This is a genomic window from Caulobacter sp. FWC26, assembly GCF_002742645.2.
Classification (GTDB): Bacteria; Pseudomonadota; Alphaproteobacteria; order Caulobacterales; family Caulobacteraceae; genus Caulobacter.
In genome coordinates, this window is the sequence record NZ_CP033875.1 from 3,125,197 (window position 1) to 3,145,841 (window position 20,645).

Consider the following 20,645-nt stretch of genomic DNA (forward strand, 5'->3'; position numbering starts at 1 on the left):
GGCGGATGCGTAGCTCAGCGGGAGAGCACCTCGTTCACACCGAGGGGGTCACAGGTTCAATCCCTGTCGCATCCACCATTTTCCTCGATAAAATCAAGATATTGGCTACCAACAGCCCGATGCCGAGCGGCGTTTGGTTTTGCTTGCCAGCTATTTGCCAGAAGCGATGGTTTCGTACGCCGCGCGTGAGGGATTTGCCGACTAACCGCAGTGGGCCCCTCCTCTTCATGTTCCCGTTGCGGCGTCAGCTCTTGGTGGGATGAAGAAGAGCCTTGCTATGCCGGCGTTTGGCGCGAGGCGTACCGTCGCGCGGTTTGAACCAACGCCCTGAACGCGGCCGAAGCATTTCTACGGCCTGAATAGTAGAGGCAAAGCGGCGCAATCGGCGGGGTCCAGTCCGCCAGCAACCGGACCATTCGGCCAGCGGCGATGTCTTCGCCGACATCGGCCTCCATCAGGTAGCCTATGCCCATGCCGCCCAGGACAGCGGCGCGCACGAGACTTGTTTCATCGAGGGTCAGGGGCCCTTCGGGATCGAGGTGGATGACTTCGCCCGCCTTTTCAAACCCCCAGCGAAGCAGCGCGCCGTTGGGCAGCCGAACCCGAATACACGGATGGTTCAGCAGATCCGCCGGAACACGCGGCGGTTCGGTTAGGTAGTCGGGCGAGGCGACGACGGCGTGGCCGCGCGGGACGCCCAGAGGCAGGGCGATCATGTCGCTCGGAACCAGATCGGCGCGTCGAAGGCCAAAATCGAAGCCATCCGCGACGATGTCGACCAGCTTGCCCTCCGTGACCAGATCCACGTGCACCTGGGGATAACTGCGTACGAAGTCCAGGATCAACGGCTCAAAAATCTCCCGCGCGGCGCTCGGGAAAGCATTGATGCGCAGCATTCCGGACGGCGTATCCTGCTGCGAGCGCGCCGCCTCCACAGCGTCATGGATACTTTGCACCGCCGGGCGCAGTTGCGCGACGAACGCGCGCCCCGCGTCCGTCAGCGACACACTGCGGGTCGTGCGATGAAACACTCGCACGCCAAGCCGTTGTTCGAGCTTGGCGACCGTGTTGCTCAAAGCAGTCGCCGATAAGCCCAAGTCCAGCGCACCCGCCCGGAAGGACCCTTTGCGAGCGATGGCCAGCACGGCTTCCAGCTCGATGAGCTTGAGGCGCTCCATTGTCCCCTCCAGCACAACACCACATGCCGATTTGTCCCGATTATATGGATACTGGTCCAGCGCTATTTGAACTCATCGGCCGCGCGTGAAACCGACTTAAAAGGAAACGGTCCCTGGACCGGCGCCCCGCCTACGAGAAAGGAGCTGTCATGACCATCAATTTGCCCCCTCCCATCGCCCGGTACTTCGACACCGACAAAAGCAAGGACGCAGACGCGATCGCCCAGTGCTTTACCGGCGGAGCGATCGTGCGCGACGAGCGCAACACCTATGTGGGGCGAGACTCCATCCGGCGATGGAAAGAACAGTCGTCTAAAAAGTACACCTACAGCGTCGAACCGTTCGCGATCGCCGTCGACAAGGGCCGGATCGTCGTGACCGCCCGCCTCACCGGCGACTTCCCCGGCAGCCCTACGGATCTGCGCTACTTCTTTGTTCTCGCGGACGAGCAGATCGCCGACCTGGAGATCACGCCATGAACCTCGTCGACTTCGAAGGCGTTCGCGCCGTGGTCACCGCCGGCACTAAGGGCGCGGGACGCGCGACGGTCGAACGCCTGCTGCGAGGCGGGGCGAGCGTCATCACCGCCGCTCGCAGCGCCGCCAACGCCCCCGCCGGCGCCTCTGTCGTGCAAGTCGACCTGACGACACCGCATGGCGCGAGCCAACTGGCAGAGGCTGCAATCGAACGCTTCGGCGGCGTCGATGTTCTCATCCACGTCCTGGGCGGGTCGTCCTCGCCCGGCGGCGGTTTTTCAGCGCTGTCCGACGCGCACTGGGCTGCGGAGCTCGACCTCAATCTGATGACCGCGGTGCGTCTGGATCGGGCGCTCTTACCGCAGATGCTGTCGCGCGGACGCGGCGCGGTCGTCCACGTGTCGTCTATCCAGAGGACGCTGCCTCTTCCGGAGTCGACCACGGCCTACGCCGCCGCCAAAGCCGCCCTCACCACCTACAGCAAGGCCCTTTCCAAGGAGGTCGGGCCCAGGGGCGTGCGGGTCAATGTCGTGTCGCCAGGGTGGATCCACACCGAGGCGGCCGAGGACCTGATGCGCCGGATAGCCGACAGCACGGGCGGAACCCTCGACGAGGCCAAACAAAGCATCCTGACCGCCCTTGGCGGCATTCCGCTTGGCCGGCCGGCCAAGCCCGAAGAGGTCGCCGAACTGATTGCGTTCCTGGCTTCAGACCGCGCCTTGGCCATTCACGGCGCGGAGTATGTCATCGACGGCGGCACGATCCCCACCGTCTGAGCACCTCAATTGATCAAGGACCTCGCCGGTCGCTACTCGACCTGGGGATTCGGAGTCGCCGGCGCCTCAGACCCCAATGCAGCCCTAGATGCGGCTCCTTAACGCTCAGACCTTGGTTTCATCGTTGAGGCGCAGGCGCTCGTGGTCGTCTCCGGGCGCCTCGTATGGGGCCTTTTCGAAAAACATATCGCGATAAATTTCTCTGGACAGCGACCTAAGCCACCACTAAAAGATAATTATCGCGATAATTTTTATTCCAACAATAAATGTCGACTCGCTTTTACGAAGGAAAGCTCCAATGATCCGTCAAGCTCGCAACATCCTTGTCGCTGTCACTTTGACCGGTCTCGCCGGCGCAGCGCACGCTCAGACCGAAGCCTCGCATGGCGCACACGCTCCGACCGTTCGCAACGTCGTCCTGGTCCACGGCGCCTTCGCCGACGGTTCCGGCTGGCGCGGGGTCTACGACCGCCTGACCGCCCAGGGCTACAAGGTCAGCATCGTTCAGAACCCGCTCACCTCGCTGGCCGACGACGTCGCCGCCACCCGCCGCGTGCTGGCCCGCCAGGACGGTCCCACTATCCTGGTCGGCCACTCCTACGGCGGCACGGTGATCACCGAGGCCGGCGCCGACCCCAAGGTCGCGGGCCTGGTTTATGTCGCCGCCCTGGCGCCGGACACCGGCGAGTCCACCGGCGACCAGTTCGCCGAGATCCCTGCTCCTGCCGGTTTCGTCATCGAGCCGCAGGCCGACGGCTTCGGCTTCGTCAATCTGGCCAAGTTCAAGTCGGGCTTCGCCGCCGATATCAGCGACGCCGACGCGGCCTTCATGCGCGACTCCCAGGTCCCGATCGCCATGTCAGCCTTCGGCGACAAGGTCACAAACGCCGCTTGGCGCGTGAAGCCCAGTTGGTTCGTCGTGGCGACCGAGGACGGCGCCATCGATCCGAAGCTGTTGCGCAAGACCGCCATCCGCATCGGCGCTGAAGCCGTGGAGATAAAGGGCAGCCACGTCGTCTTCCTGAGCCGCCCTGACGCGGTGGCCGATGTGATCGACACGGCCGCCAAGACCGCGTTCCGCAAAAAGAAGTAAGGCAAACACCCATCTCGACGTTCGTTGAGCCAGCCGCCACCGCGCCGTCCGCGCTGGCGGCTGCGCCCATGAGGCGGCTGGAAGCGGTTGCGGCTATCCTGCTATGCGACGAGACCCATGGCCTTCAGAACCCTCCCCATCACCGCTTGGTCCTCCGCCCTGATCGCCACCTTGATCGGGTTCGGCGGAACGGTTGCGCTGGTCGTTCAGGCCATGCAGGTGCTGGGCGCGAGCGCCGAACAAACAGGCTCGGCTGTCACCGCCCTTTGCCTGTCCATCGGCCTTGCCGGTGGGGCATTGTCGCTGGGCCTGCGGATGCCCGTCGTACTGGCCTGGTCGACGCCCGGCGCGGCGCTGCTGGCGGGAACCACCGCTGACATTTCATGGCCTGTCGCCCTCGGCGTTTTCGTCATCTCGGCCCTGCTGGCGATCGTGCTCGGCCTGATTCCGGCCTTGGGTCGACTGGCCGAACGGATTCCGAGCGCCGTCGCCTCCGCCATGCTGGCTGGTGTCCTTTTGCCGTTCTGCCTGACTCTCTTTCGCACGGCCACGGTGGACCCGGTTCTGGTCGGCCTGATCCTGGCGGTCTTCCTCGCGGCTCGGCAGCGCGCTCCGCTCTATGCGATGCTGCTGGCTCTGATGGCCGGGGTTGCGCTCACCCTGACGCGCGGCGGCCTTTCCTGGCCGTCCTCGGGCCATGTCCTGGGGATGCTGGCCGCTCAAACGCCGGTCTTTCAGCCCGCAGCGATCGTCAGTCTCGCCCTGCCGCTTTTCCTGGTGACCCTGGTCTCGCAGAACCTGCCTGGCCTCGTGGTGCTGCGCTCAGCCGGCTATCGCCCGCCGGCGCGCCCGCTCTTGGCCGGCGTCGGCTTGGCGTCCCTGCTGGCCGCGCCCTTCGGGGCGCACGGGGTGAATCTGGCGGCGATCACGGCGGCCATCTGCACCAATCCGGAAGCTCATCCCGACGCGACGCGGCGATGGGCTGTCGGGGTGATCTACGCCGGCTTCTACCTTCTTTTGGCGCTGTTCTCGCCGTTCCTGGTCGGCGCCTTCTTGAGCTTGCCGCACACCGTCATAGCGGCCTTGACGGGACTGGCCTTGATCCCGGCCCTGCTGGGCGCGATCGAAGGGATGCTGGCGCCGACCGCCGACCGCGATCCGGCGATCGTCACCTTTCTGGCCACGGCCTCCGGGCTAACGCTGTTTGGCGTAGGCTCGGCGTTCTGGGGCCTGACGGCCGGCTTCTTCGCCCTGGGGGCCAGAGCGCTCCTGCGTCCACAATCGTCGACGGGCAAGGCGTCCAAGACCTAGGCCGACTGACCATCGGTTACGGCTGAAACCCAGAGCTCCCCCCGCCCCCCCCGGGCAGGAACGGGCCGAGTGGTGGCGGGCCTACAAGCGCGCCGTCGATGTTTCAGATCTTTTCCTCTCGGTGAGGACATGGGCCTTGGTCTCTTTCGCGCCCGCATCGACATAGGCCTTGATGGTTTCGTGGTGCGGCGGAACGATACGCCAGCGAAGGACCGCGGCGGTCTGGTCGCTTCGCGTCGTCGTCCGCGCCGTGGCGGCGGTCTGGGCGAGACCATCGCCGGGCTAGACCAACAACAGCAGGCCGACCGCCACGAACGCACCAAGTATCGGAGTTGGACACGACGAAACTCTCGGCATGCGCGGCTTTCTTCTCCATTTCAGGTCATCACGCACAAGGATGTCCGGCCAGGCGAGCCTAGCCAAGCCGACACGGAGCGCCGCATCGTTAAGACTCTGGATTTCATGCAGATTTAGGGTCATTCAACGAGGTGTCACAGGTTTAACACCTGTCGTATCCCCCCATTTCCTCTTCCAGCCTCTCATACCTTTTCCTTCATTTTGGCCAGCTGCAGACCCGTGGCGATCGCCGCGAGCCCGCCGCCGAGGGCGGAGACTGCGGCCCATCCTCCCCAGGACCAGAGTTGCGTGGCGGCGGCGGAGCCGGTCGCGCCGCCCAGAAACATCGCGCCCATGAAGATCGTATTCAATCGCGCCCTGGCTTCCGGACGGAGGGCGTAGACGACATGTTGATTGGAGATCAACGCGCTCTGTACGCCGAAATCCAGAAGGATGACCCCAAAGACGAGGCCGGCGAGCGAGCTCCACAGCCCGAAGACCGCCCAGGCGACGAGAGCGTGGACCGCGCCTAGCACGATCATGGCGCGTGGCCCGTGGTTATCGGCGATCCTCCCGGCGATCGGAGCGGTCAGGACCCCGACAGCCCCGACCAACCCGAACAGCCCCGCGACATCGGCGCCCAGTCCGAATGGCGGCTGCTGGAGGCGAAGGGCCAGGATGGTCCAGAAGGCGCTGAACGCGGCGAACAGCAGGGCCTGGGTGATCGCGGCCAGGCGCAACCCCGGAAGCGCCGACCACAGCTGGACGAGCGACCGCAACAATGCGGCGTAGGTCAGATCGGTCTCGGGCTTGCTGACCGGCAGGCGGACGGCCATCCAGAGGCCGACGGCAAAAGCCAAGGGCGCGGCCAACCAGAACATCTCGCGCCAGCCGGCGTGCGCGGCCACGAACCCCGCAAGGGTGCGGCTCAGCAGAATACCGCACAGCACGCCCGACATCACTGCCCCAACCACGACGCCGCGCCGCTCGGGCCGCGCCAGATGCGCGGCGAAGGGCACGACCTGCTGAGCCACGGTGGCGGCCGCGCCCACGATCAAGGACGCCAAGATGATCAAGGCCGCGCTGGGCGCCGCAGCGGCGGCGATCAGGGCCAGCGTCAGAACCAAGAACTGGACGACGATCAGGCGCCTGCGTTCGAACAGATCCCCCAACGGCGCCAGAAAGAAGAGCCCCGCCGCGTAACCCAACTGCGTCACGGTCGGAATGAGCCCCGCCAATCCACTGCGCAGGTCACGCTGCATCAAGCCCAACATGGGCTGGCTGTAGTAAATGTTGGCCACGGCGACGCCGGCCGCCACCGCCATCGTAAAGGTCAAACCCTTGCCCAGGCTTTGTCCGACCGACCGGACCGGTGATTGAGCGAACATCCTCATAAAAAGTCTCCCGCAACCTTTGCGCGCTGCGGGAAGGACATGGATTATCTCTGCATCGCGCAGTAGTGATGCGATAAGAGAAACCGCCACAACGGATTTCGATATAATGGACCTCGCTGACCTGGCTGTGTTCGTCGAAGCCGCTCAGGCCGGTAGCCTAGCCGCTGCAGGGCGTCGCCTCGGTGTCAGCCCCATGGCCGCCTCACGTCGACTGGCGGCGCTAGAAGCCGAGCTCTCCGTACGCCTGGTTCATCGGACCACGCGTTCGTTGTCTCTGACGCCTGAGGGCGAAGCCCTTCTGCCGCACGCTCAAGCCATGCTCGAGCAAGAGGCCGAAGGTCGCGCGGCGGTCCGCCCGGCTAAGGCCGGCGCATCGGGATTGTTGCGCATCACCGCCTCGGTGCCGTTTGGGCGCAAGATCGTCACCCCGATGATGGCGAGCTTCCTGCGCGACAATCCCGATCTGCGCGCGGAGTTGCTGCTGACCGACGGGATTGTCGACATCGCCGCTCAAGGCATCGACCTGGCCTTGAGGATCGGCCCGATGCGCGACAGCACGCTCGTGGCCCGCCGCTTGGCGGATAATCCGCGTGGTCTTTACGCCTCGCCTGGCTATCTTGAGCGGCGCGGAACGCCCGAGATCATGACCGACCTCGCCGCACACGAATGCCTGCTGCTGCCCGGTATGACCCAGTGGACTTTTGAGCGCGGCGGCAAGCCGGTGCAACAGCGTGTTTCAGGACGCTTTGTCGCCGACAGTTTCGAGGCGCTGCAACAGGCCGCGATCGAGGGCCTGGGCATCGTTCGTCTCTCAGCTTGGAACGTTCAGGATGACCTCGCCAGTCACCGTCTGATTGAAATTACCCCCAGCGACGTCGTCATCCCGACGCAATCGGTGTGGGGGGTCTATCCCACCACCCGCTTCGTGCCGGCCAAGGTCCGGTTGTTCGTCGAGGCCTTCCAAGCGCACCTGCGAGCCCAGAAGAAACTCTGACGATAGAGGCAGCATAAGGCCCAAAAGCGCAAGTTGTAGAGAATGCTGTTACAGCGGCCGCGACAGCTGATTAATCTAAACTCCGAATCAGAATTGATAGATCACACGATGCAATCGATTCCCTAGCCGCAAGGGGCGCGCCTAACGGCGCCGGGCGGCATTTTCGGCTCCCGTAAACCCGAGATCAGTTACCTCAAATCACCTCCTTTCGTCTAATTCAGACCAGACAGCCGAAAGAACAGTATGCTTCAATTTCGACGCTTGGTTCGCTGGTCGAGACTCCGGCGCTCCCGCGCGCCCCTCATCGCCGGTCCATTGGCGTGCCTGTTCTGTGTCGTCCTGGGCGCATTCTCGCAGCACAGTGTCGATGTCGCTCAAGGACGAATTGAAACCGCCTTCGAGGGCATCGCCGTCGCTGACACGGTCTTCGACAACACTTACGCGGCGGATCATCAGAGACGTATTGACGAGACAGAGCGACCACAGGGCGGGCGCAACGAGATCATCCAGACGCGTGATCGCGCGCTGCGACGACTGGCTCAACTCTACGAACACGATACGGCGCGAAGCGCTCAGGTGAAGCAACTGGAGCTGGCGATCAGCGCGGTCTCGGCCCTTCCCGACCGTGAGAAACTGGCCGTGTTGGGATCTCCAGCACGCCCCTCTGCGCGCGAACTTGCCGCGCTGTTTGCGTTGAGCGACGCCCAGACAGCCCTTCGTGACGGGCAACAGCAGGACCTTGCCGAGAGCCTCCGAAACCTGGAGACGGCGAACCGGTCGGCCACCATCCTTCTCTGGGTGACAGGCCTGGGGCTTCTGGGCGTGACCCTGGCCGCCGCGCGCGTGCAGGCTCTGACCCAACGTCTGGACCGCCGTGATCGGACCCTGGCTCTTGAGAAGGCGCGTGCGTCCCATGAAGCCAGTCGCGCGAAATCCCAACTGCTGGCGATCATGAGCCACGAGATCCGCACGCCGCTGAACGGGGTGCTGGGCATGGCGGAGATCATGTCGCGTCACCCCCTGGTCCCCGAGCAGCAAGCCAGGCTCCAGGCCTTGCAGGAGAGCGGGCGATCGCTGCTGGAGCTTCTCAACGACGCTTTGGACTACTCGAAGATCGAGGCTGGTAAGATCAAGCTGGACGAGACCGCCTTCTGCCTGAATGACACCCTGCGGCGCGTGAAGGCCACCTTCGCGGGCGTAGCCGAGAGCAAGGGCCTGGCCTTGATCCTGGACCTCGACGATGAGACCCCCGCCTTCGTCCTGGGCGACCCTTTGCGACTGCGACAAGTGCTGATGAATCTGGTCGGCAACGCGCTGAAGTTCACCCCTACGGGCGCCGTTACGATCCGGTCCCGCCGTATCGACGACACGCTTCTGCTGACCGTCACCGACACGGGCGCGGGTATGACGCCCGATGCGCTGAGCCGCGTCTTCCAGGCCTACGCCCAGGCCGAGCGCTCGACCGCCGCCACCTATGGCGGCACCGGCCTTGGCTTGACCATCAGCCGAGAGCTCGTGCGTCTGATGGGCGGCGACATCTCAGTCGAAAGCACCTTGGGTGTCGGCTCGGCCTTTACGGTCAGCCTGCCTTTGAGGATCGCGGTCGCCCCCACCGAACAAGCCCCCTCCGCCGTACATGATCCAGCGCCAAGCGCCCCATCTGGACTGCGAGTGCTCGTGGCCGAAGACAATGCGGTCAATCGCACGGTGCTCGCCGAAATCCTGTCACAGCTCGGCTTGAACGCCGTCTTGGTGGAGGATGGCGCACAAGTGCTTCAAGCCTTCGAGGCGGAACTTTGGGATCTGGTGCTGATGGACGTGCAGATGCCGGTTCTGGACGGAGAAGCCGCCATCACGGAAATCCGGCGCAAGGAAACCGACGCAGGCGTCGCGCCCACGCCGATCATCGCCCTGACCGCCAACACCTTGCCTGAACAGGTCGAACGTTATCGGAGGGGCGGCGCGAACGCGGTTGTCGCCAAGCCAATCGACATTCGCCAACTCGCGGCCGCGATTAGCGCGTGTGTGAAGACTGGCGACGGGGCGGCCGAGCCTCAAACCTCATGAGCGTTTCGGAAGGCGCGACCGTCCTCCGACAGCGGACCTGAACGCTCCTGGGTCGAGAGGACCGCCGCCCCGGGCATGTCAGACGAGATACGCTCTCCGCAGCTTGCCGACCGACGCATCGGTCAGGCCAAAGCGAGCCTTGGACAGGGCGATCGGTCCGCCGAACCGGGTGTCGATGGTCGCCAGAGCGCGGCGCATGACCTCGGGATCGGACCCCATGATGACCTGCAGAACCTCGGGCGGCAGCTTGGCGAGCGCCTGGGCTTGCTGGGCTGAGACGCCGCTGGTGCTCGCACCGGACTGGCGCATCTGCTGGATGTAGTAGGACGGCGGCGTATAGACCTCGGTCAAAGCGTAGTCCTGCAGCACCGTTTCACGCGGCACGCCCAGCACGGACAGGATCAGGGCCGACGCCATGCCTGTGCGGTCCTTGCCTGCGCTGCAGTTGAAGGTCAGCGGTCCCTCGTTGGCGACGAGGCGGGCGAACATGTCCGTGTAGTGCGGCGTCAACATGTCCAGGAACGTGACATAGGCGTCTGCAAAGCCCTGGATAGCCTCTTCGCGGTTCGACAGCTTCGCGAACGCGGCCATCGAAGCGCTCATGTCGTAGTCCGTGGCGATCACCTTTGCTCCGCCCGCTTTGAGGAACGGACTGGGCTCGCTCGCGCGCTCCTGCGGGCTTCGCAGATCGCATATGGTGGTCACACCCAGCTTCGACAGATAGGCGAAGTCGGCCAGGGTTAGTCCGCTCATCACGCCGGAGCGATAGATCTTGCCCCATTTGACCTGACGTCCATCAGCGGTCCGCCAGCCGCCGAGGTCGCGGAAATTGCGGCCGCCTTCCAGCGGCAACAGGCGCTCGGCCACCCGGGTCTGGCGACCATCCGCCGCCGTCACCAGGAAATAGGGTCTTGGCGACACCGGCGCGCCGAGTTCGGCGGTCGCGCCAGCGGCCGTCTTCAACGCGCGCATGGCGGGCTTGGCGGCCGCCGGGTCGGCGGACACGAAGACCGAGACAGCCCTGGCGCCCGTCCAATCAAGCCGCACGGCTCCGGGTGCGGTGCGCGCGACCTTGGCGTCCAGGATGACAGCCGCGCGCGCGGCGGGCGCGAGCGCCCAAGCGCCGGCGGCGGAGAGAAAGAGACGGCGATCCACGTTCAGCGCTCCCATCCTCAGAACTTCACATTGGCTTCGACGCCGAAGGTGCGCGGCTCGTTGAAGATCGCGTAGGTCCCCAGGGCGGCGTTGGTGTTTCGCAGGAAGGCATACGAATTGTTGGTCAGGTTGCGCGACCATACCGACAACTGCAGGGCCGAGGCGCCCTCGCCCAAGCGGATATCCGCCAGCGCCAGGCGACCGTTCATCGTGAACGACTTGTCGCTGGGCGTCGGATCCGTCGTATTGGTGATCTGGGCGTCGGCGAAGTTGGCGTCCAAGTGCGCCTTGAACGTCGCGCCGAAGGCCGGACGAACATAATCCACCGCCACGCTGCCAGCGTTCTTGGGGCTGTAAAGCGGATAGATCGTCGATCGCGCGTTGGTGAAGGGGTTGAACGCCTTCGAGAGCTTGATGTCGGTGTAGGCATAGGCGCCTGAGAGCGTCAGCCCTTCGAGAGGCACGAAGGCGAAGTCGAGCTCGAAACCCTTGGTCTTGCCGCTGGCGGCGTTGGTGGTCTCCAGAGTCCCACGATTGTTGTTCAGCACGAGAACGCTGAAGTCGACCTGCGCGTCCTTGATGTCGCCGCTGAAGAGCGCGACGTTCACCCGGCCGCGACGATCCCAGAACTCGGTCTTGGCGCCGAGTTCGAACATCTCGACCTTCTCAGGATCGAAGGCGCGGTAGGTCAAAGAGCGCGAATTGGCGCCGCCCGCCTTGTAGCCCGTAGCCCAGCGGCCGTAGAGGCTGACGTCCGGCGTCACGTCATAGGCCAGGCTGACCATCGGGTCGAAGTGGCTCCAGGACTCGTCCAGCGGCACCTTGCCCACGATGGTGTTCTTGTTGGCGTCGACATAGCTAGGCAAGGCGCCGTTGACGACGTCCAGTTGCCCCTTCTTGGCGTCCCGGGTGATGCGCCCGCCGACCGTGACGTGCAGCTTGTCCTCAAAAACCGGAGGGGTCCAAGCGCCCTGGCCGAAGGCGCCGTAGCTGGTGGTGACGACGTGGCTCGCGCGGTCCAGGGGATGGGTGCTGAAATTGACCGGCAGCGGGGTGAAGCCCGTGCCCGTCGCGTTCCACTGCAACGAGTTCGGGGTCTGGGCGTTGTCGCTGACCTTCTCGCGGAAGTAGAAGACGCCGGCGACATATTCCAGGCGCTCGGTCTTGCCGACCAGCTGGAATTCTTGGCTGACCTGATCCTGCCAGACGCGCGCGACGCTATAGCGCGCGAAAGGCGCGTTGGGCACGAACACCGACAGGGCCACCGCGCCGTTGTCGAACTGGGTCTGCTTCAGCTTGCGGTAGGAACTGATCGATTTCAGATCGAGGTTGTCCGCCAGGGTCCAGGTCATATTCAGGCGATGGCCCCAGGTGTGGCCTTCGCTCAGTTGCAAGGGCACGCCGACCAAGGCGCTCTTGGCGCGGTTGGGCTGCGGCGGCGTCAAAGGCGCGGGCGCCAGCGCGCCGCGCTTCTCGAGTTGAACGAGATAGGGCGTCGACCCGTCGTAAGAGACGTCATAGGCGTAGTCGGCTTTGAACACGTCGGAGGCCCGCCACGCGGCTTCCAGGTTCAAGCCGCGCTTGTCGTAACTGTTGAAGTCCGGCTGCGCCGTGGTGCTCGGATTGCTCGTCGTGCCGCCACGCTTGGTCACCAAGGCGTCGATCTTGACGCTGACGCCGGCGAACGCCGGCAGATCGATGTGGCTCTCGGCCTTGTAGCCCTCGTAGTTGCTGTAGCCCAGCGTGGTGTTCATGCCGAACTCGCCGGTCGGCGCGCGCGTCACGATGCTGACAGCGCCGCCCTCGGTGTTGCGGCCGAACAGCGTGCCTTGCGGGCCCTTCAGAACCTCGATGCGCTCCACGTCGTAGAGCGCCGAGCCCAGCCCCTGGGCCCGGCCCAGATAGACGCCGTTGACATAGACGCCGACAGCCTGATCGCGCGCGGGCTGGTTAGCGTCGCCGAGCGCGCCGATACCGCGCATCCCGATCGTCAGGGCCGATTTGCGGGCGAAGAATGGGGCTACGCGCAGAGACGGGATGGAGCCGTCGCCGAGATCCTCAATGGACTGCACGTGACGGGCTTTAAGGGCCTCGCTGTCCATGGCCGAGATGGCGATCGGGGTGTCCTGCAGGTTGGTCTTGCGCTTCTGGGCGGTGACGACGACCTCCTCAAGACCCGTTACCCCGTCGGCCGGCGCAGTTGTCGTCGCGTCCGCAGCGTGCGCGGCCCCGCTCAGCGCCAGGGCCGCGACGCCCGCCATCAGGCCGGCGCGCCGCGCCGTCTGGAATTGCCGTTTCATGTCTGTCCCCGAGCTTGTCCGGCCGACGCCGTGCTTGAGGCGCATCTAGGCTTTTGCTGTGACTGTAGAACGAATGTTATGTTTCATTTCCACGAAGGTCGAAGATCAGCAGCGGCAGACCTTGCGATCCCGATGGGGCCGGGGAATATGCGCCATGGTCGCCCGCTCCCCTCCCCCCCACCACCGACAACATCCGTAGCCGCACAAACGCCGGAAGCGCAGAGCAACACCAGCCAGCGCCTCGTTGCGGCCGCTGGATTTCTGGTCGCCCAAGAGGGAATCGCTGCGGCGTCGGCGCGCGCTATCGCCGCGCAAGCGGACACATCCGCCAGCGCGATCCACTACAACTTCGGAAATTTAGAACGATTGTTACATGTGGTCGTTGAGCAAGGCGTCGAAGATACCGGCGCTTGGCTGGTCGACCGCGAGAGCGAAATCGCCGCCCTTCCCCCCTCCCCGGATGGCGCGGCTTGGGCGCTGCTTCATGTCCTCGGCGCATGGACTTCGGCCGCCCGCCCGCTGGCGCTGACCTATCAGGAAGCCGTAACCGCCTGGCCTGGCCAGGGCCCCTCGGCCGCCTGGACGCGACTCTGGCGCGACTTCTGGATCCGCACGGCGCAACGCTTTGAACTGTCCGCACTGGACGGCCGCGTGCTCCACGCCTTCTTCGAGCACGAGGCGCTTTACCATCTGTCTCGCTGGTCGACAGCGCTGGAGGGCGCGGCCTTGGTCGAGATGGTGGAACGCCTCGCCACGATCTGCCTTGGGGCTCCCACGCGCCCCCCGCGCGGCGCGGTGGCGACAGCGGAGCGCGCGGCCGGCGCCCGCCCGCATGGCTCGGTGCCCCCGTCGGCGATGCGCATCGCCAAGGCCGCCGGCGAAGTGGTTGAGGAGAAGGGACTGGCGGGCCTGACGCACCGCGCGGTCGCCAAGCACGCGGGCGTCACGACGGGATCGGTGACCCATCATTTCCGTTCAATCGAAGATCTGGTCGCCGGCGCGATCCGCGGCCAAGTCCAGGCGATGACGGAGGAAGCGGCCCCTCAGGCGGCCATCAATGAGATCGCGACGCCTGACGCGCTGTTCGCGGCCCTTCGCTTCCATGTCACCGCCGATGCGCCATCCAGCGCCGTTGTCCGCCGCCGGCGGCTGTTCCTGGCGGCGCTTCGACGACCAGAACTCGCCGCAGCGGGCGCGGTTATCCGCTTCTCCTATGGGGGCACGCTGCGCGACAGCCTTGGCCGTACGTTCGCGCTTTCGGACGCGGATCTGCTGGGCAACGCCAGCGTTCTGGCCCGCCTGTTGGCCTCTATCTGGTTCGCCTGCGCCGGAGACGACGACCCTGTGTCAAGCCGAACGATCCTCTTCGACCGGATAGAGGCCAACGTGCGGACCTGCCTGCGCCCTTAGACGGGTAGCCTCTTCACCCAGCAGGAAAGGCGCCCTAGCTTTTGGGCAGCCAGCGTGATCGATCGAGGTACGGACCGCCGTAGGCCGGTCCCTCGGGGGCGGCTTTGGCGGGAGGCGGGGTCGATACGGCCCTGGAGGGCGCAGCCGCGACGGCCGAGGATTTGTTCGAACGTTTGGCCTGCAGCGCTCGGGAAGCCTTGGCCTCGTCGCCCATACATTGCTCGTAAGGCTGTTGGTGCAGCGAGGCGGCGAAATCGTAGACGCTCCGCTCGACCAGCGTGCGTACGGCCAGCTGGATCGGCTCAAGCGCGCTCTTGCCGCCCGAAATGTCGAAGACATTGCCATTGAGGAAGTCGAAGACGCCCGCCTTGATCTCCCGGCCGACGATCTGCTTCTGGTACGAGGTGATGTCGACCACCTCTTGGGAGCGGGTGTCGATGAGCCGCAGGTCGATCGCGACATTGATGACGAACTTGCCGGTGGTCAGCGACGCCTTGAGGCCGGCCGTTCCCACATCGCCGCCCCGGGCATCCAGGCCGCTGGAGCTGATGTTGTAGTTCAGCTCGGTGATGCCGCCGACGATGTAGTAGTCGGAGCCGGCGATCTGGCCGGCATAGATCGGCCGGGCGTTGTCCGCCACGGTTCCGGCCTGTTGGGGATTGTCCGAAAGAACCCGATCGCGCGCATAGGCGATCTCGACGTCGGAGATGCCGCGATCGAACCGCTCGACGATGGGGACGCCGGCCTTGTTGAGCGCGGTCATCGCGAAGAGCGCGGCGCCTTGCGTCACCTTGGCGCCCGTCTCGATGTCCCGCTTGCCTGTCAGGTCCGAGATCGCACCGACGGCGACGCGCGGTGGCGTCTGACCGGCGTTTTGCGTCAGGCAGCGCAGGGCCGAGGAGTAGGCGGTGTCGTTGACGGTCGCCGGCGCGCCGCCGATGGGTTTGGCGTAAAGGCCGGTCTTGGGGTCGGCGCTGGTGGCGCAAGCCGCCAGAACAGGCAGAAGCGCGACCGAAAGCAACAAGGGTTGGCGGAGCTTCATCAAGGGGTCGTCCCAATCGCGGCCTGTGACGGGGCCGCGACCAAGCTTCACCCAAAGAAGCTAAGGATTACTGGATAGCGCCGCGGGAAACCCCGTTTTGGGCCAAGGCGCGCGCGCTGGCGTAGCGCGGCGGCGGCGGGCCTTCCGGCTCGGCTTCCGGCGGCAGGCAGCCTTGCTTTAGGTCCTGGCCATAGAAGTTGGCGGTAAGTTCAAAGACGCCGCGTTCGACCAGGGTGCGCACGGCGGCCTGCAGCGGCTCCATCGCGCCGCGTCCACCTGAAAGAACCGCTGCGTTCTTGTCGCCGCCGGCGGTCAGACCCAGGTCGAAACTCGCGCCGCGCACCTGCTTTTGGTACGAGACCATGTCGACCACTTCCTGCGTCCGCGAATTGACCAGGCGAAGGTCCATGGCGACGTTCATCACGAACCGCTGAGCATTGATCCCGCCGCGAACGCCGTCGGTATCCTTGGACCCGGCCGTCGCGTTGACACCGCTCGAGGCGATATTGGTGTTCAACTCGGTGATGCCGCCGACGATGTAGTATGACGATCCCGCGATCTGACCGGCATAGATCCGGCGAAAGTTGTTAGCGTCACGACCGGCGCGCTCGGGATTGTCCGAGAGAAGATGCTGGCGAGCGTAGTTGAGCTCGATCTCGGCCACCGTGTTGTCCAGGCGCTCCACAACCGGGAAGCCGGCCTTGCCCAGCGCCGTGATCGCGAACAGCGAGGCGCCTTGGCTGATCCGCGCACCGGTCTCGAACTCGACCTTGCCCGTGTAGTCGGCGATCCGGCCGACCGCGATCCGGGGTAGCGGCGTATGCGGACGCGCTTGCGCCAGACAGACCAGGGCGTCGGTATAACCCGTGGGGTTCCGCGTCGCGGGGGCCTCGTTGATCGGATTCGCATAGAGGTCGCCGGCTTGGGCCTGGCCGGCCAGAAGGCAGGTCGTGGCCAGGAGCAGCATCCAGCGTTTCATCGGGCGCATCGGGAGTCCTCGGAGCGGAGAAACAAAGAACAGAGCTAGTTGCTGGCGCTGGCGACGCCGTTCAGCACGGCGTTGGCCGAAACCGGGGCGTTGTTGATCTGGGTGCTGTTCAGAACCACCGTGTTGCCGGTGCCGTTGACATCGATCCGGATCATATTGCCGATCGCGGTGGCGGAGGCCGAACCGGCCGCGCCGCTCTGAAAGTACTGAGCGCCGGCCAGACTGTTGGTCGAGTTGGTCGTCAAGGCGCTGTTGCCAACACCCGATTGGATGACGCCATCCGCCACGATCCGATTGCCGTTGGCGTCGCGCGTCGATGGGTTGAACGTCTTGTCCATCACATCGGCGCTGGAGCCGTAGCCGCGCTCGATCCGGTTGCTCAACGCGCTGGTTTGCGCGCAGGCCAGTCCCGCCCAAACCATCAGAGCGATCGGCGCGAGGAGCGCGCCGCGAAGCGTGGAAACCTTGGTCATGCCATGCCCTCGCATGCTTGGTCTCGCCGACGGTCTTGCCGTCGGCGAGACACAAAGCGGCTTAGAAGCCCTTGAGCGCGATCGAGTTGCCGATGGCCGTGGCGGCGACGTCGACAGCGCCGGCGGCGCGTTCGATGCCGACGCTCGCCGTCGCGATGACGGGCGTACCGATCGAGGTCTGCGACAGCTTGGCGGTGGCGAAGTCGCCGTTGATCGAGACGTTATTGGCCATGGCGGTGGCGGCGATGTTCACGTTGCCGTCGATGTCGCCGAGATAGGCGTTGATCTTGGCGGTCGGGTCGCGGTTCACGACTTGGGTGACCTTGATGTCACCGATGGCGTCGACATTGGCCGAAACGGTGTTGCCGATCGCGGTGGCGCTGAGGTCGACATCGCCAACGACGCTGGGCAGCGTGGCGTTCAGCTCGGCGACGACGTCGCCGTGGGTCAGCGATTGATTCGCTTCCATCTTATCGAGCTCGCGGCCTTCCAGCTTCAGGCTGTTGGCGACGGCGGTCGAGGCGGCCTTCACACCGTTCAGCGCCGCGTCGACTTGCAGGTCCAAGCGCGACAGCGCGGTGCCGTCGAACGACTGGTTGGTGACCGAGCTCTGGCTCGGCAGGACGTCATAGCAGGGGTCGGTCGGACGGCACGAGGTCGGCGCCGGATCGGTCGTGGCCGGGGTGGTGGTTTGGGCCAGGGCGGCGTTGGCGCCGGCAAAGCCAGCCGACAGAGCCACAACGGCGGCCAGGGTCTTCAGGTTCTTCATGGTCATCCCTCACTGAACGCCGATGGTCTCGGCAAGGGCGTAACCGCAAGAGCGATGCCGCAAGGTGCGCGGAAAACCTATTTTGAGTAACTTCGTTCTTTCAGAGATTTGCGAGACCAGGCGCCGTCGCGCGTGTCGCTCAAGGAGCACAAAACCCCGGAAGCGTGCCAAAACATGGCGCGCCGCTGTTTCAGAATCTTACAGCGCGAAAGCGCTCTGAGAGCGACCAGCCTCCGGCGACGGGACTCGGACAGCGGATTTGGCCGACCGGCCACTACGGCTTCTGTCAGGCCGCCAGCGCCGCCGAGCCGGGGACCAGCGCCGTCACCACCAGACGGCTGAGCATGCGACCTTCCAGCGGAATGATCGCGTCGACAAAGGCTTCGCCGTTCAACTCCATCGCCGGCGGCGCTTGGAGAACATCGGCGTCGACCATGAAAGTCTCTTGCACCGCGTCGACCAGCAGCCCCACCAGTTGGTTCGCCGAGCGAACCACGACAATGACATTGCGGGACGAAGGCTCCGTGCGTCCCAGACCCAGGCGGCTGCGAAGGTCGAAGACGGGCATGACCGCGCCACGCAGATTGATCACGCCGAGAATATAGCTGGGCGTATTGGGCATCGGCGTCGCTGGCGTCCAACCGCGGATTTCGCGGACCACCGAGATGTCGATGCAGAATTCCTGACCGCTGATCTCGAAGGAGATCAGTTCCAATCGGCCCTGGGCCAAGACATCCTGCATCAGAACTCCTCCCAGCTTTCGGTCTTCAGCGCGGTGGCGCCGATCGTGCCCGGGCGGCTTTCAGCGAAGGTTTGGGCCTTACGCTGGGCGGCGTGGACGGGTGAGGTCTTTGACTGCGGCGCGGGGGCTGCCCGCGAGCCGCCGTAGCGGAACTTGCCGATCAGGTCTGCGAGCACCACCGTCTCTTCGCGGAGGGAATGCGCCGCCGCAGTGGCCTCTTCCACCATCGCGGCGTTCTGCTGTGTGACCTGGTCCATCTGATTGACAGCGGCGTTGACCTCGTTGAGGCCGACGGCTTGCTGTTGCGAAGAGGTGGCGATCTCCGAGATCAGCGCGTCGATCTGAGCGACCTTTTCCACGATCATCGTCAGCGCCTGACCGGTGTCGCCCACCAGCTTGACGCCGCGGCCAACCTGCGAGGTGCTGCTGGCGATCAGCGTCTTGATCTCCTTGGCCGCGTCGGCCGAGCGCTGGGCCAGGGCGCGGACTTCCTGGGCGACGACGGCAAAGCCGCGCCCCGCCTCGCCGGCGCGCGCCGCCTCGACCCCAGCGTTCAGGGCCAGGAGGTTAGTCTGGAAGGCGATCTCGTCGATCACCCCAATGATCTGGGTGATCTGACCCGAGCTCTGCTCGATCTCGCCCATGGCCTGGACGGCCTCGCGCATCACCGCACCGGACTGCTCGGCGTCACTGCGGGTGCTGGACGCGGCCGACGAGGCCTGCTTGGCGTTCTCGGCCGCCCGCTTGACCGTGGCGGTGATCTCGTCGAGCGCCGCTGCGGTCTCTTCGAGGCTCGCGGCCTGTTGTTCGGTGCGTCGAGACAGGTCGTCGGACGAACTGCGGATCTCTTCGGTGCCCGACTTGATCGTTTCGGCGGTGTGACCGACCTGCTGCATCGCGTTCTGCAAGGTCTCCAGCGCGCGGTTGAAGTCCTGGCGCAACTGGTCGAGTTCGGGGATGAACGCCTTGTCGATGCGCTGCTGCAGATCGCCCTGCGCCAGCGCCGTCAGCGCTTCGCCGATCTCGCTCACCGCCTCTACGCGCTTGGTCACGTCGGTGGCGAACTTGACGATCTTCACCACCCTGCCCTGGTCGTCGATGATCGGATTGTATGAGCCTTGGATCGTCACGCTCGCGCCGCCCTTGCCGATCCGCTTGAACTCGGCGGCCTTGTACTCCCCGCGCTTAAGTTCAGCCCAGAAATCCGCATAGTCCTGACTGTCGCGATAAGCGGGCTCGACGAACATGCTGTGCTTACGCCCGATCACTTCAGCGGACGTGTAGCCCATGGTGTTCAGGAAGTTCTCGTTCGCATCGAGGATCGTGCCGTCGAGGTCGAACGCAATCATGGCCTGAGACCGGCTGATCGCGGCGATCTGGGCAGTGTAGTCGACATTCAGCAGACGCTCCTTGGCGTCGGCCCACTCCACCACGAAGCCCGTGATTTTGCCGCCTGCCCGCAAAGGGGTCACCAGCAGGTCGAACGCCAGTTTGCCGACGCGAATGGTCGCCGCGTAGGGCTTGGTCAGCTTGGCCAGCATCCCGCGCTGGTGCGCGGGGTTCTTGTGGAACACATCGATATTGCTGCCGACCAGCTTGGCGACGCTGAAGTTCGGCAACTCCTTGCGGATATCGGCCTCGTTCTCGGTCAACAGTGCGGTGACCGCAGTGTTCAGATAGGTGATGTTGAGCTTGGCGTCCGCCACCATGACGTTGGCCCGCAGGGCCTCAAGAACTTGGACCCCCTCAAGGCCCTTTCCAGTTCTTGCAAATAAATTCAGCATTTCGAGGCCTTCGACTTCATGAATAGACAGGCAAAGCTATTCGTTAAGGCCAAGCTCGCGACGGCGGGTTAAAAATTTATTTCAGCGTTATCCCAGCCCAAAAATAATGACAATTTGACGCAGCATCCAACCGACTATTTCATACGTGCACTTCGAAACTGACTTTCCTTTAGTTGAACTTGCGAATGCAAAACATAAAAGGTCGCATAAATGAAAGCAGGGCTGGATGTTTCTACCCAGCCCTGACACGGCGAAGTAATGCGGCCTCGTCAGCGCCGAGGAGACCAGCAAGTTCGGCATGCTGTAGAGTAGGCGCCAAGCCACCGCGCGGAACGCGGGCGACTGGCGGCGGTTCGG

The 20,645-nt window shown here is 64.7% G+C and carries 18 protein-coding genes and 1 tRNA gene; 9 read left to right on the plus strand and 10 right to left on the minus strand.

What is annotated here, in order from left to right:
• Positions 1-3 precede the first annotated feature (3 nt).
• Positions 4-78, plus strand: a tRNA-Val gene (locus CSW63_RS16465).
• A 197-nt stretch (positions 79-275) separates the two neighbouring features.
• On the opposite strand, the gene CSW63_RS16470 is transcribed toward CSW63_RS16465, so the two are convergent.
• Positions 276-1,178, minus strand: a complete 903-nt coding sequence (locus tag CSW63_RS16470) for a LysR family transcriptional regulator (RefSeq protein WP_062096209.1) — start codon at positions 1,176-1,178, stop codon at positions 276-278.
• Positions 1,179-1,327: 149 nt separating this feature from the next.
• On the opposite strand from CSW63_RS16470, the gene CSW63_RS16475 reads away from it, so the two are divergent.
• From CSW63_RS16475 to CSW63_RS16495, 5 genes are all read left to right on the plus strand, one after another.
• A complete protein-coding gene (locus tag CSW63_RS16475) occupies positions 1,328-1,657 on the plus strand; it encodes a nuclear transport factor 2 family protein (RefSeq protein ID WP_062096207.1) in 330 nt (109 codons plus the stop codon).
• Entirely contained in the window at positions 1,654-2,430 is a 777-nt protein-coding gene (locus tag CSW63_RS16480; protein WP_099503245.1) for an SDR family oxidoreductase, read from the plus strand. Before CSW63_RS16475 ends, CSW63_RS16480 begins: the two co-directional genes overlap by 4 nt.
• Before the next feature lie 298 nt (positions 2,431-2,728).
• Entirely contained in the window at positions 2,729-3,523 is a 795-nt protein-coding gene (locus CSW63_RS16485) for an alpha/beta fold hydrolase (RefSeq protein WP_062099787.1), read from the plus strand.
• A 117-nt stretch (positions 3,524-3,640) separates the two neighbouring features.
• Positions 3,641-4,834, plus strand: coding sequence for a benzoate/H(+) symporter BenE family transporter (locus CSW63_RS16490; protein WP_062099788.1), 1,194 nt, complete (start codon positions 3,641-3,643; stop codon positions 4,832-4,834).
• Positions 4,835-4,963: 129 nt separating this feature from the next.
• The gene (locus CSW63_RS16495; RefSeq protein WP_062099789.1) at positions 4,964-5,308 is read left to right on the plus strand and encodes a hypothetical protein; all 345 of its coding nucleotides are present in this window, start codon (positions 4,964-4,966) and stop codon (positions 5,306-5,308) included.
• 65 nt (positions 5,309-5,373) lie between these two features.
• On the opposite strand, the gene CSW63_RS16500 is transcribed toward CSW63_RS16495, so the two are convergent.
• Positions 5,374-6,564, minus strand: coding sequence for an MFS transporter (locus tag CSW63_RS16500; protein WP_082749797.1), 1,191 nt, complete (start codon positions 6,562-6,564; stop codon positions 5,374-5,376).
• 106 nt (positions 6,565-6,670) lie between these two features.
• Here CSW63_RS16500 and CSW63_RS16505 point away from each other — a divergent pair, with 106 nt between their 5' ends.
• Both CSW63_RS16505 and CSW63_RS16510 read left to right on the plus strand, forming a co-directional pair.
• Positions 6,671-7,558: a LysR family transcriptional regulator gene (locus CSW63_RS16505; protein ID WP_062099791.1), complete on the plus strand. Its 888-nt coding sequence runs from the start codon at positions 6,671-6,673 to the stop codon at positions 7,556-7,558.
• Positions 7,559-7,801: 243 nt separating this feature from the next.
• On the plus strand, positions 7,802-9,625 hold the full coding sequence (locus CSW63_RS16510; RefSeq protein ID WP_082749799.1) for an ATP-binding protein: 1,824 nt from the start codon (positions 7,802-7,804) through the stop codon (positions 9,623-9,625).
• 78 nt (positions 9,626-9,703) lie between these two features.
• On the opposite strand, the gene CSW63_RS16515 is transcribed toward CSW63_RS16510, so the two are convergent.
• Both CSW63_RS16515 and CSW63_RS16520 read right to left on the minus strand, forming a co-directional pair.
• Entirely contained in the window at positions 9,704-10,780 is a 1,077-nt protein-coding gene (locus CSW63_RS16515; protein WP_168193676.1) for a tyrosine-protein phosphatase, read from the minus strand.
• A gap of 17 nt (positions 10,781-10,797) precedes the next feature.
• Entirely contained in the window at positions 10,798-13,080 is a 2,283-nt protein-coding gene (locus CSW63_RS16520) for a TonB-dependent receptor (protein ID WP_168193677.1), read from the minus strand.
• A 78-nt stretch (positions 13,081-13,158) separates the two neighbouring features.
• Between CSW63_RS16520 and CSW63_RS16525 the strand changes: the two genes are divergently transcribed.
• Positions 13,159-14,490, plus strand: a complete 1,332-nt coding sequence (locus tag CSW63_RS16525) for a TetR/AcrR family transcriptional regulator (protein WP_099503241.1) — start codon at positions 13,159-13,161, stop codon at positions 14,488-14,490.
• 34 nt (positions 14,491-14,524) lie between these two features.
• Here the strand turns inward: CSW63_RS16525 and hfaB (CSW63_RS16530) are convergent, their stop codons facing one another.
• The 6 genes from hfaB (CSW63_RS16530) to CSW63_RS16555 form a co-directional block, all read right to left on the minus strand.
• Positions 14,525-15,532, minus strand: coding sequence for a holdfast anchoring protein HfaB (gene hfaB, locus CSW63_RS16530; RefSeq protein WP_062094626.1), 1,008 nt, complete (start codon positions 15,530-15,532; stop codon positions 14,525-14,527).
• A 67-nt stretch (positions 15,533-15,599) separates the two neighbouring features.
• Complete coding sequence (gene hfaB / locus CSW63_RS16535) at positions 15,600-16,520, minus strand: holdfast anchoring protein HfaB (protein WP_231737357.1); 921 nt, start codon at positions 16,518-16,520, stop codon at positions 15,600-15,602.
• Between the two features lie 35 nt (positions 16,521-16,555).
• Entirely contained in the window at positions 16,556-16,993 is a 438-nt protein-coding gene (gene hfaA, locus CSW63_RS16540) for a holdfast anchoring protein HfaA (protein WP_062094624.1), read from the minus strand.
• 61 nt (positions 16,994-17,054) lie between these two features.
• Complete coding sequence (locus CSW63_RS16545; protein ID WP_062094621.1) at positions 17,055-17,762, minus strand: hypothetical protein; 708 nt, start codon at positions 17,760-17,762, stop codon at positions 17,055-17,057.
• A 286-nt stretch (positions 17,763-18,048) separates the two neighbouring features.
• Positions 18,049-18,504 (minus strand): chemotaxis protein CheW, encoded by a 456-nt coding sequence (locus CSW63_RS16550; RefSeq protein WP_062094618.1) that lies wholly within the window; start codon positions 18,502-18,504, stop codon positions 18,049-18,051.
• Entirely contained in the window at positions 18,504-20,288 is a 1,785-nt protein-coding gene (locus tag CSW63_RS16555) for a methyl-accepting chemotaxis protein (RefSeq protein ID WP_062094615.1), read from the minus strand. The genes CSW63_RS16550 and CSW63_RS16555 overlap by 1 nt, the downstream gene beginning before the upstream one ends.
• Positions 20,289-20,645: the final 357 nt, after the last annotated feature.

Bases quoted from the DNA above. Each gene is read 5' to 3' on its own strand.
- CSW63_RS16470 (WP_062096209.1), bottom strand. From the start codon at position 1,178: ATGGAGCGCCTCAAGCTCATCGAGCTGGAAGCCGTGCTGGCCATCGCT.
- CSW63_RS16475 (WP_062096207.1), top strand. From the start codon at position 1,328: ATGACCATCAATTTGCCCCCTCCCATCGCCCGGTACTTCGACACCGAC.
- CSW63_RS16480 (WP_099503245.1), top strand. From the start codon at position 1,654: ATGAACCTCGTCGACTTCGAAGGCGTTCGCGCCGTGGTCACCGCCGGC.
- CSW63_RS16485 (WP_062099787.1), top strand. From the start codon at position 2,729: ATGATCCGTCAAGCTCGCAACATCCTTGTCGCTGTCACTTTGACCGGT.
- CSW63_RS16490 (WP_062099788.1), top strand. From the start codon at position 3,641: ATGGCCTTCAGAACCCTCCCCATCACCGCTTGGTCCTCCGCCCTGATC.
- CSW63_RS16495 (WP_062099789.1), top strand. From the start codon at position 4,964: ATGGGCCTTGGTCTCTTTCGCGCCCGCATCGACATAGGCCTTGATGGT.
- CSW63_RS16500 (WP_082749797.1), bottom strand. From the start codon at position 6,564: ATGAGGATGTTCGCTCAATCACCGGTCCGGTCGGTCGGACAAAGCCTG.
- CSW63_RS16505 (WP_062099791.1), top strand. From the start codon at position 6,671: ATGGACCTCGCTGACCTGGCTGTGTTCGTCGAAGCCGCTCAGGCCGGT.
- CSW63_RS16510 (WP_082749799.1), top strand. From the start codon at position 7,802: ATGCTTCAATTTCGACGCTTGGTTCGCTGGTCGAGACTCCGGCGCTCC.
- CSW63_RS16520 (WP_168193677.1), bottom strand. From the start codon at position 13,080: ATGAAACGGCAATTCCAGACGGCGCGGCGCGCCGGCCTGATGGCGGGC.
- CSW63_RS16525 (WP_099503241.1), top strand. From the start codon at position 13,159: ATGTTTCATTTCCACGAAGGTCGAAGATCAGCAGCGGCAGACCTTGCG.
- hfaB (WP_062094626.1), bottom strand. From the start codon at position 15,532: ATGAAGCTCCGCCAACCCTTGTTGCTTTCGGTCGCGCTTCTGCCTGTT.
- hfaB (WP_231737357.1), bottom strand. From the start codon at position 16,520: ATGCGCCCGATGAAACGCTGGATGCTGCTCCTGGCCACGACCTGCCTT.
- hfaA (WP_062094624.1), bottom strand. From the start codon at position 16,993: ATGACCAAGGTTTCCACGCTTCGCGGCGCGCTCCTCGCGCCGATCGCT.
- CSW63_RS16545 (WP_062094621.1), bottom strand. From the start codon at position 17,762: ATGAAGAACCTGAAGACCCTGGCCGCCGTTGTGGCTCTGTCGGCTGGC.
- CSW63_RS16550 (WP_062094618.1), bottom strand. From the start codon at position 18,504: ATGCAGGATGTCTTGGCCCAGGGCCGATTGGAACTGATCTCCTTCGAG.
- CSW63_RS16555 (WP_062094615.1), bottom strand. From the start codon at position 20,288: ATGCTGAATTTATTTGCAAGAACTGGAAAGGGCCTTGAGGGGGTCCAA.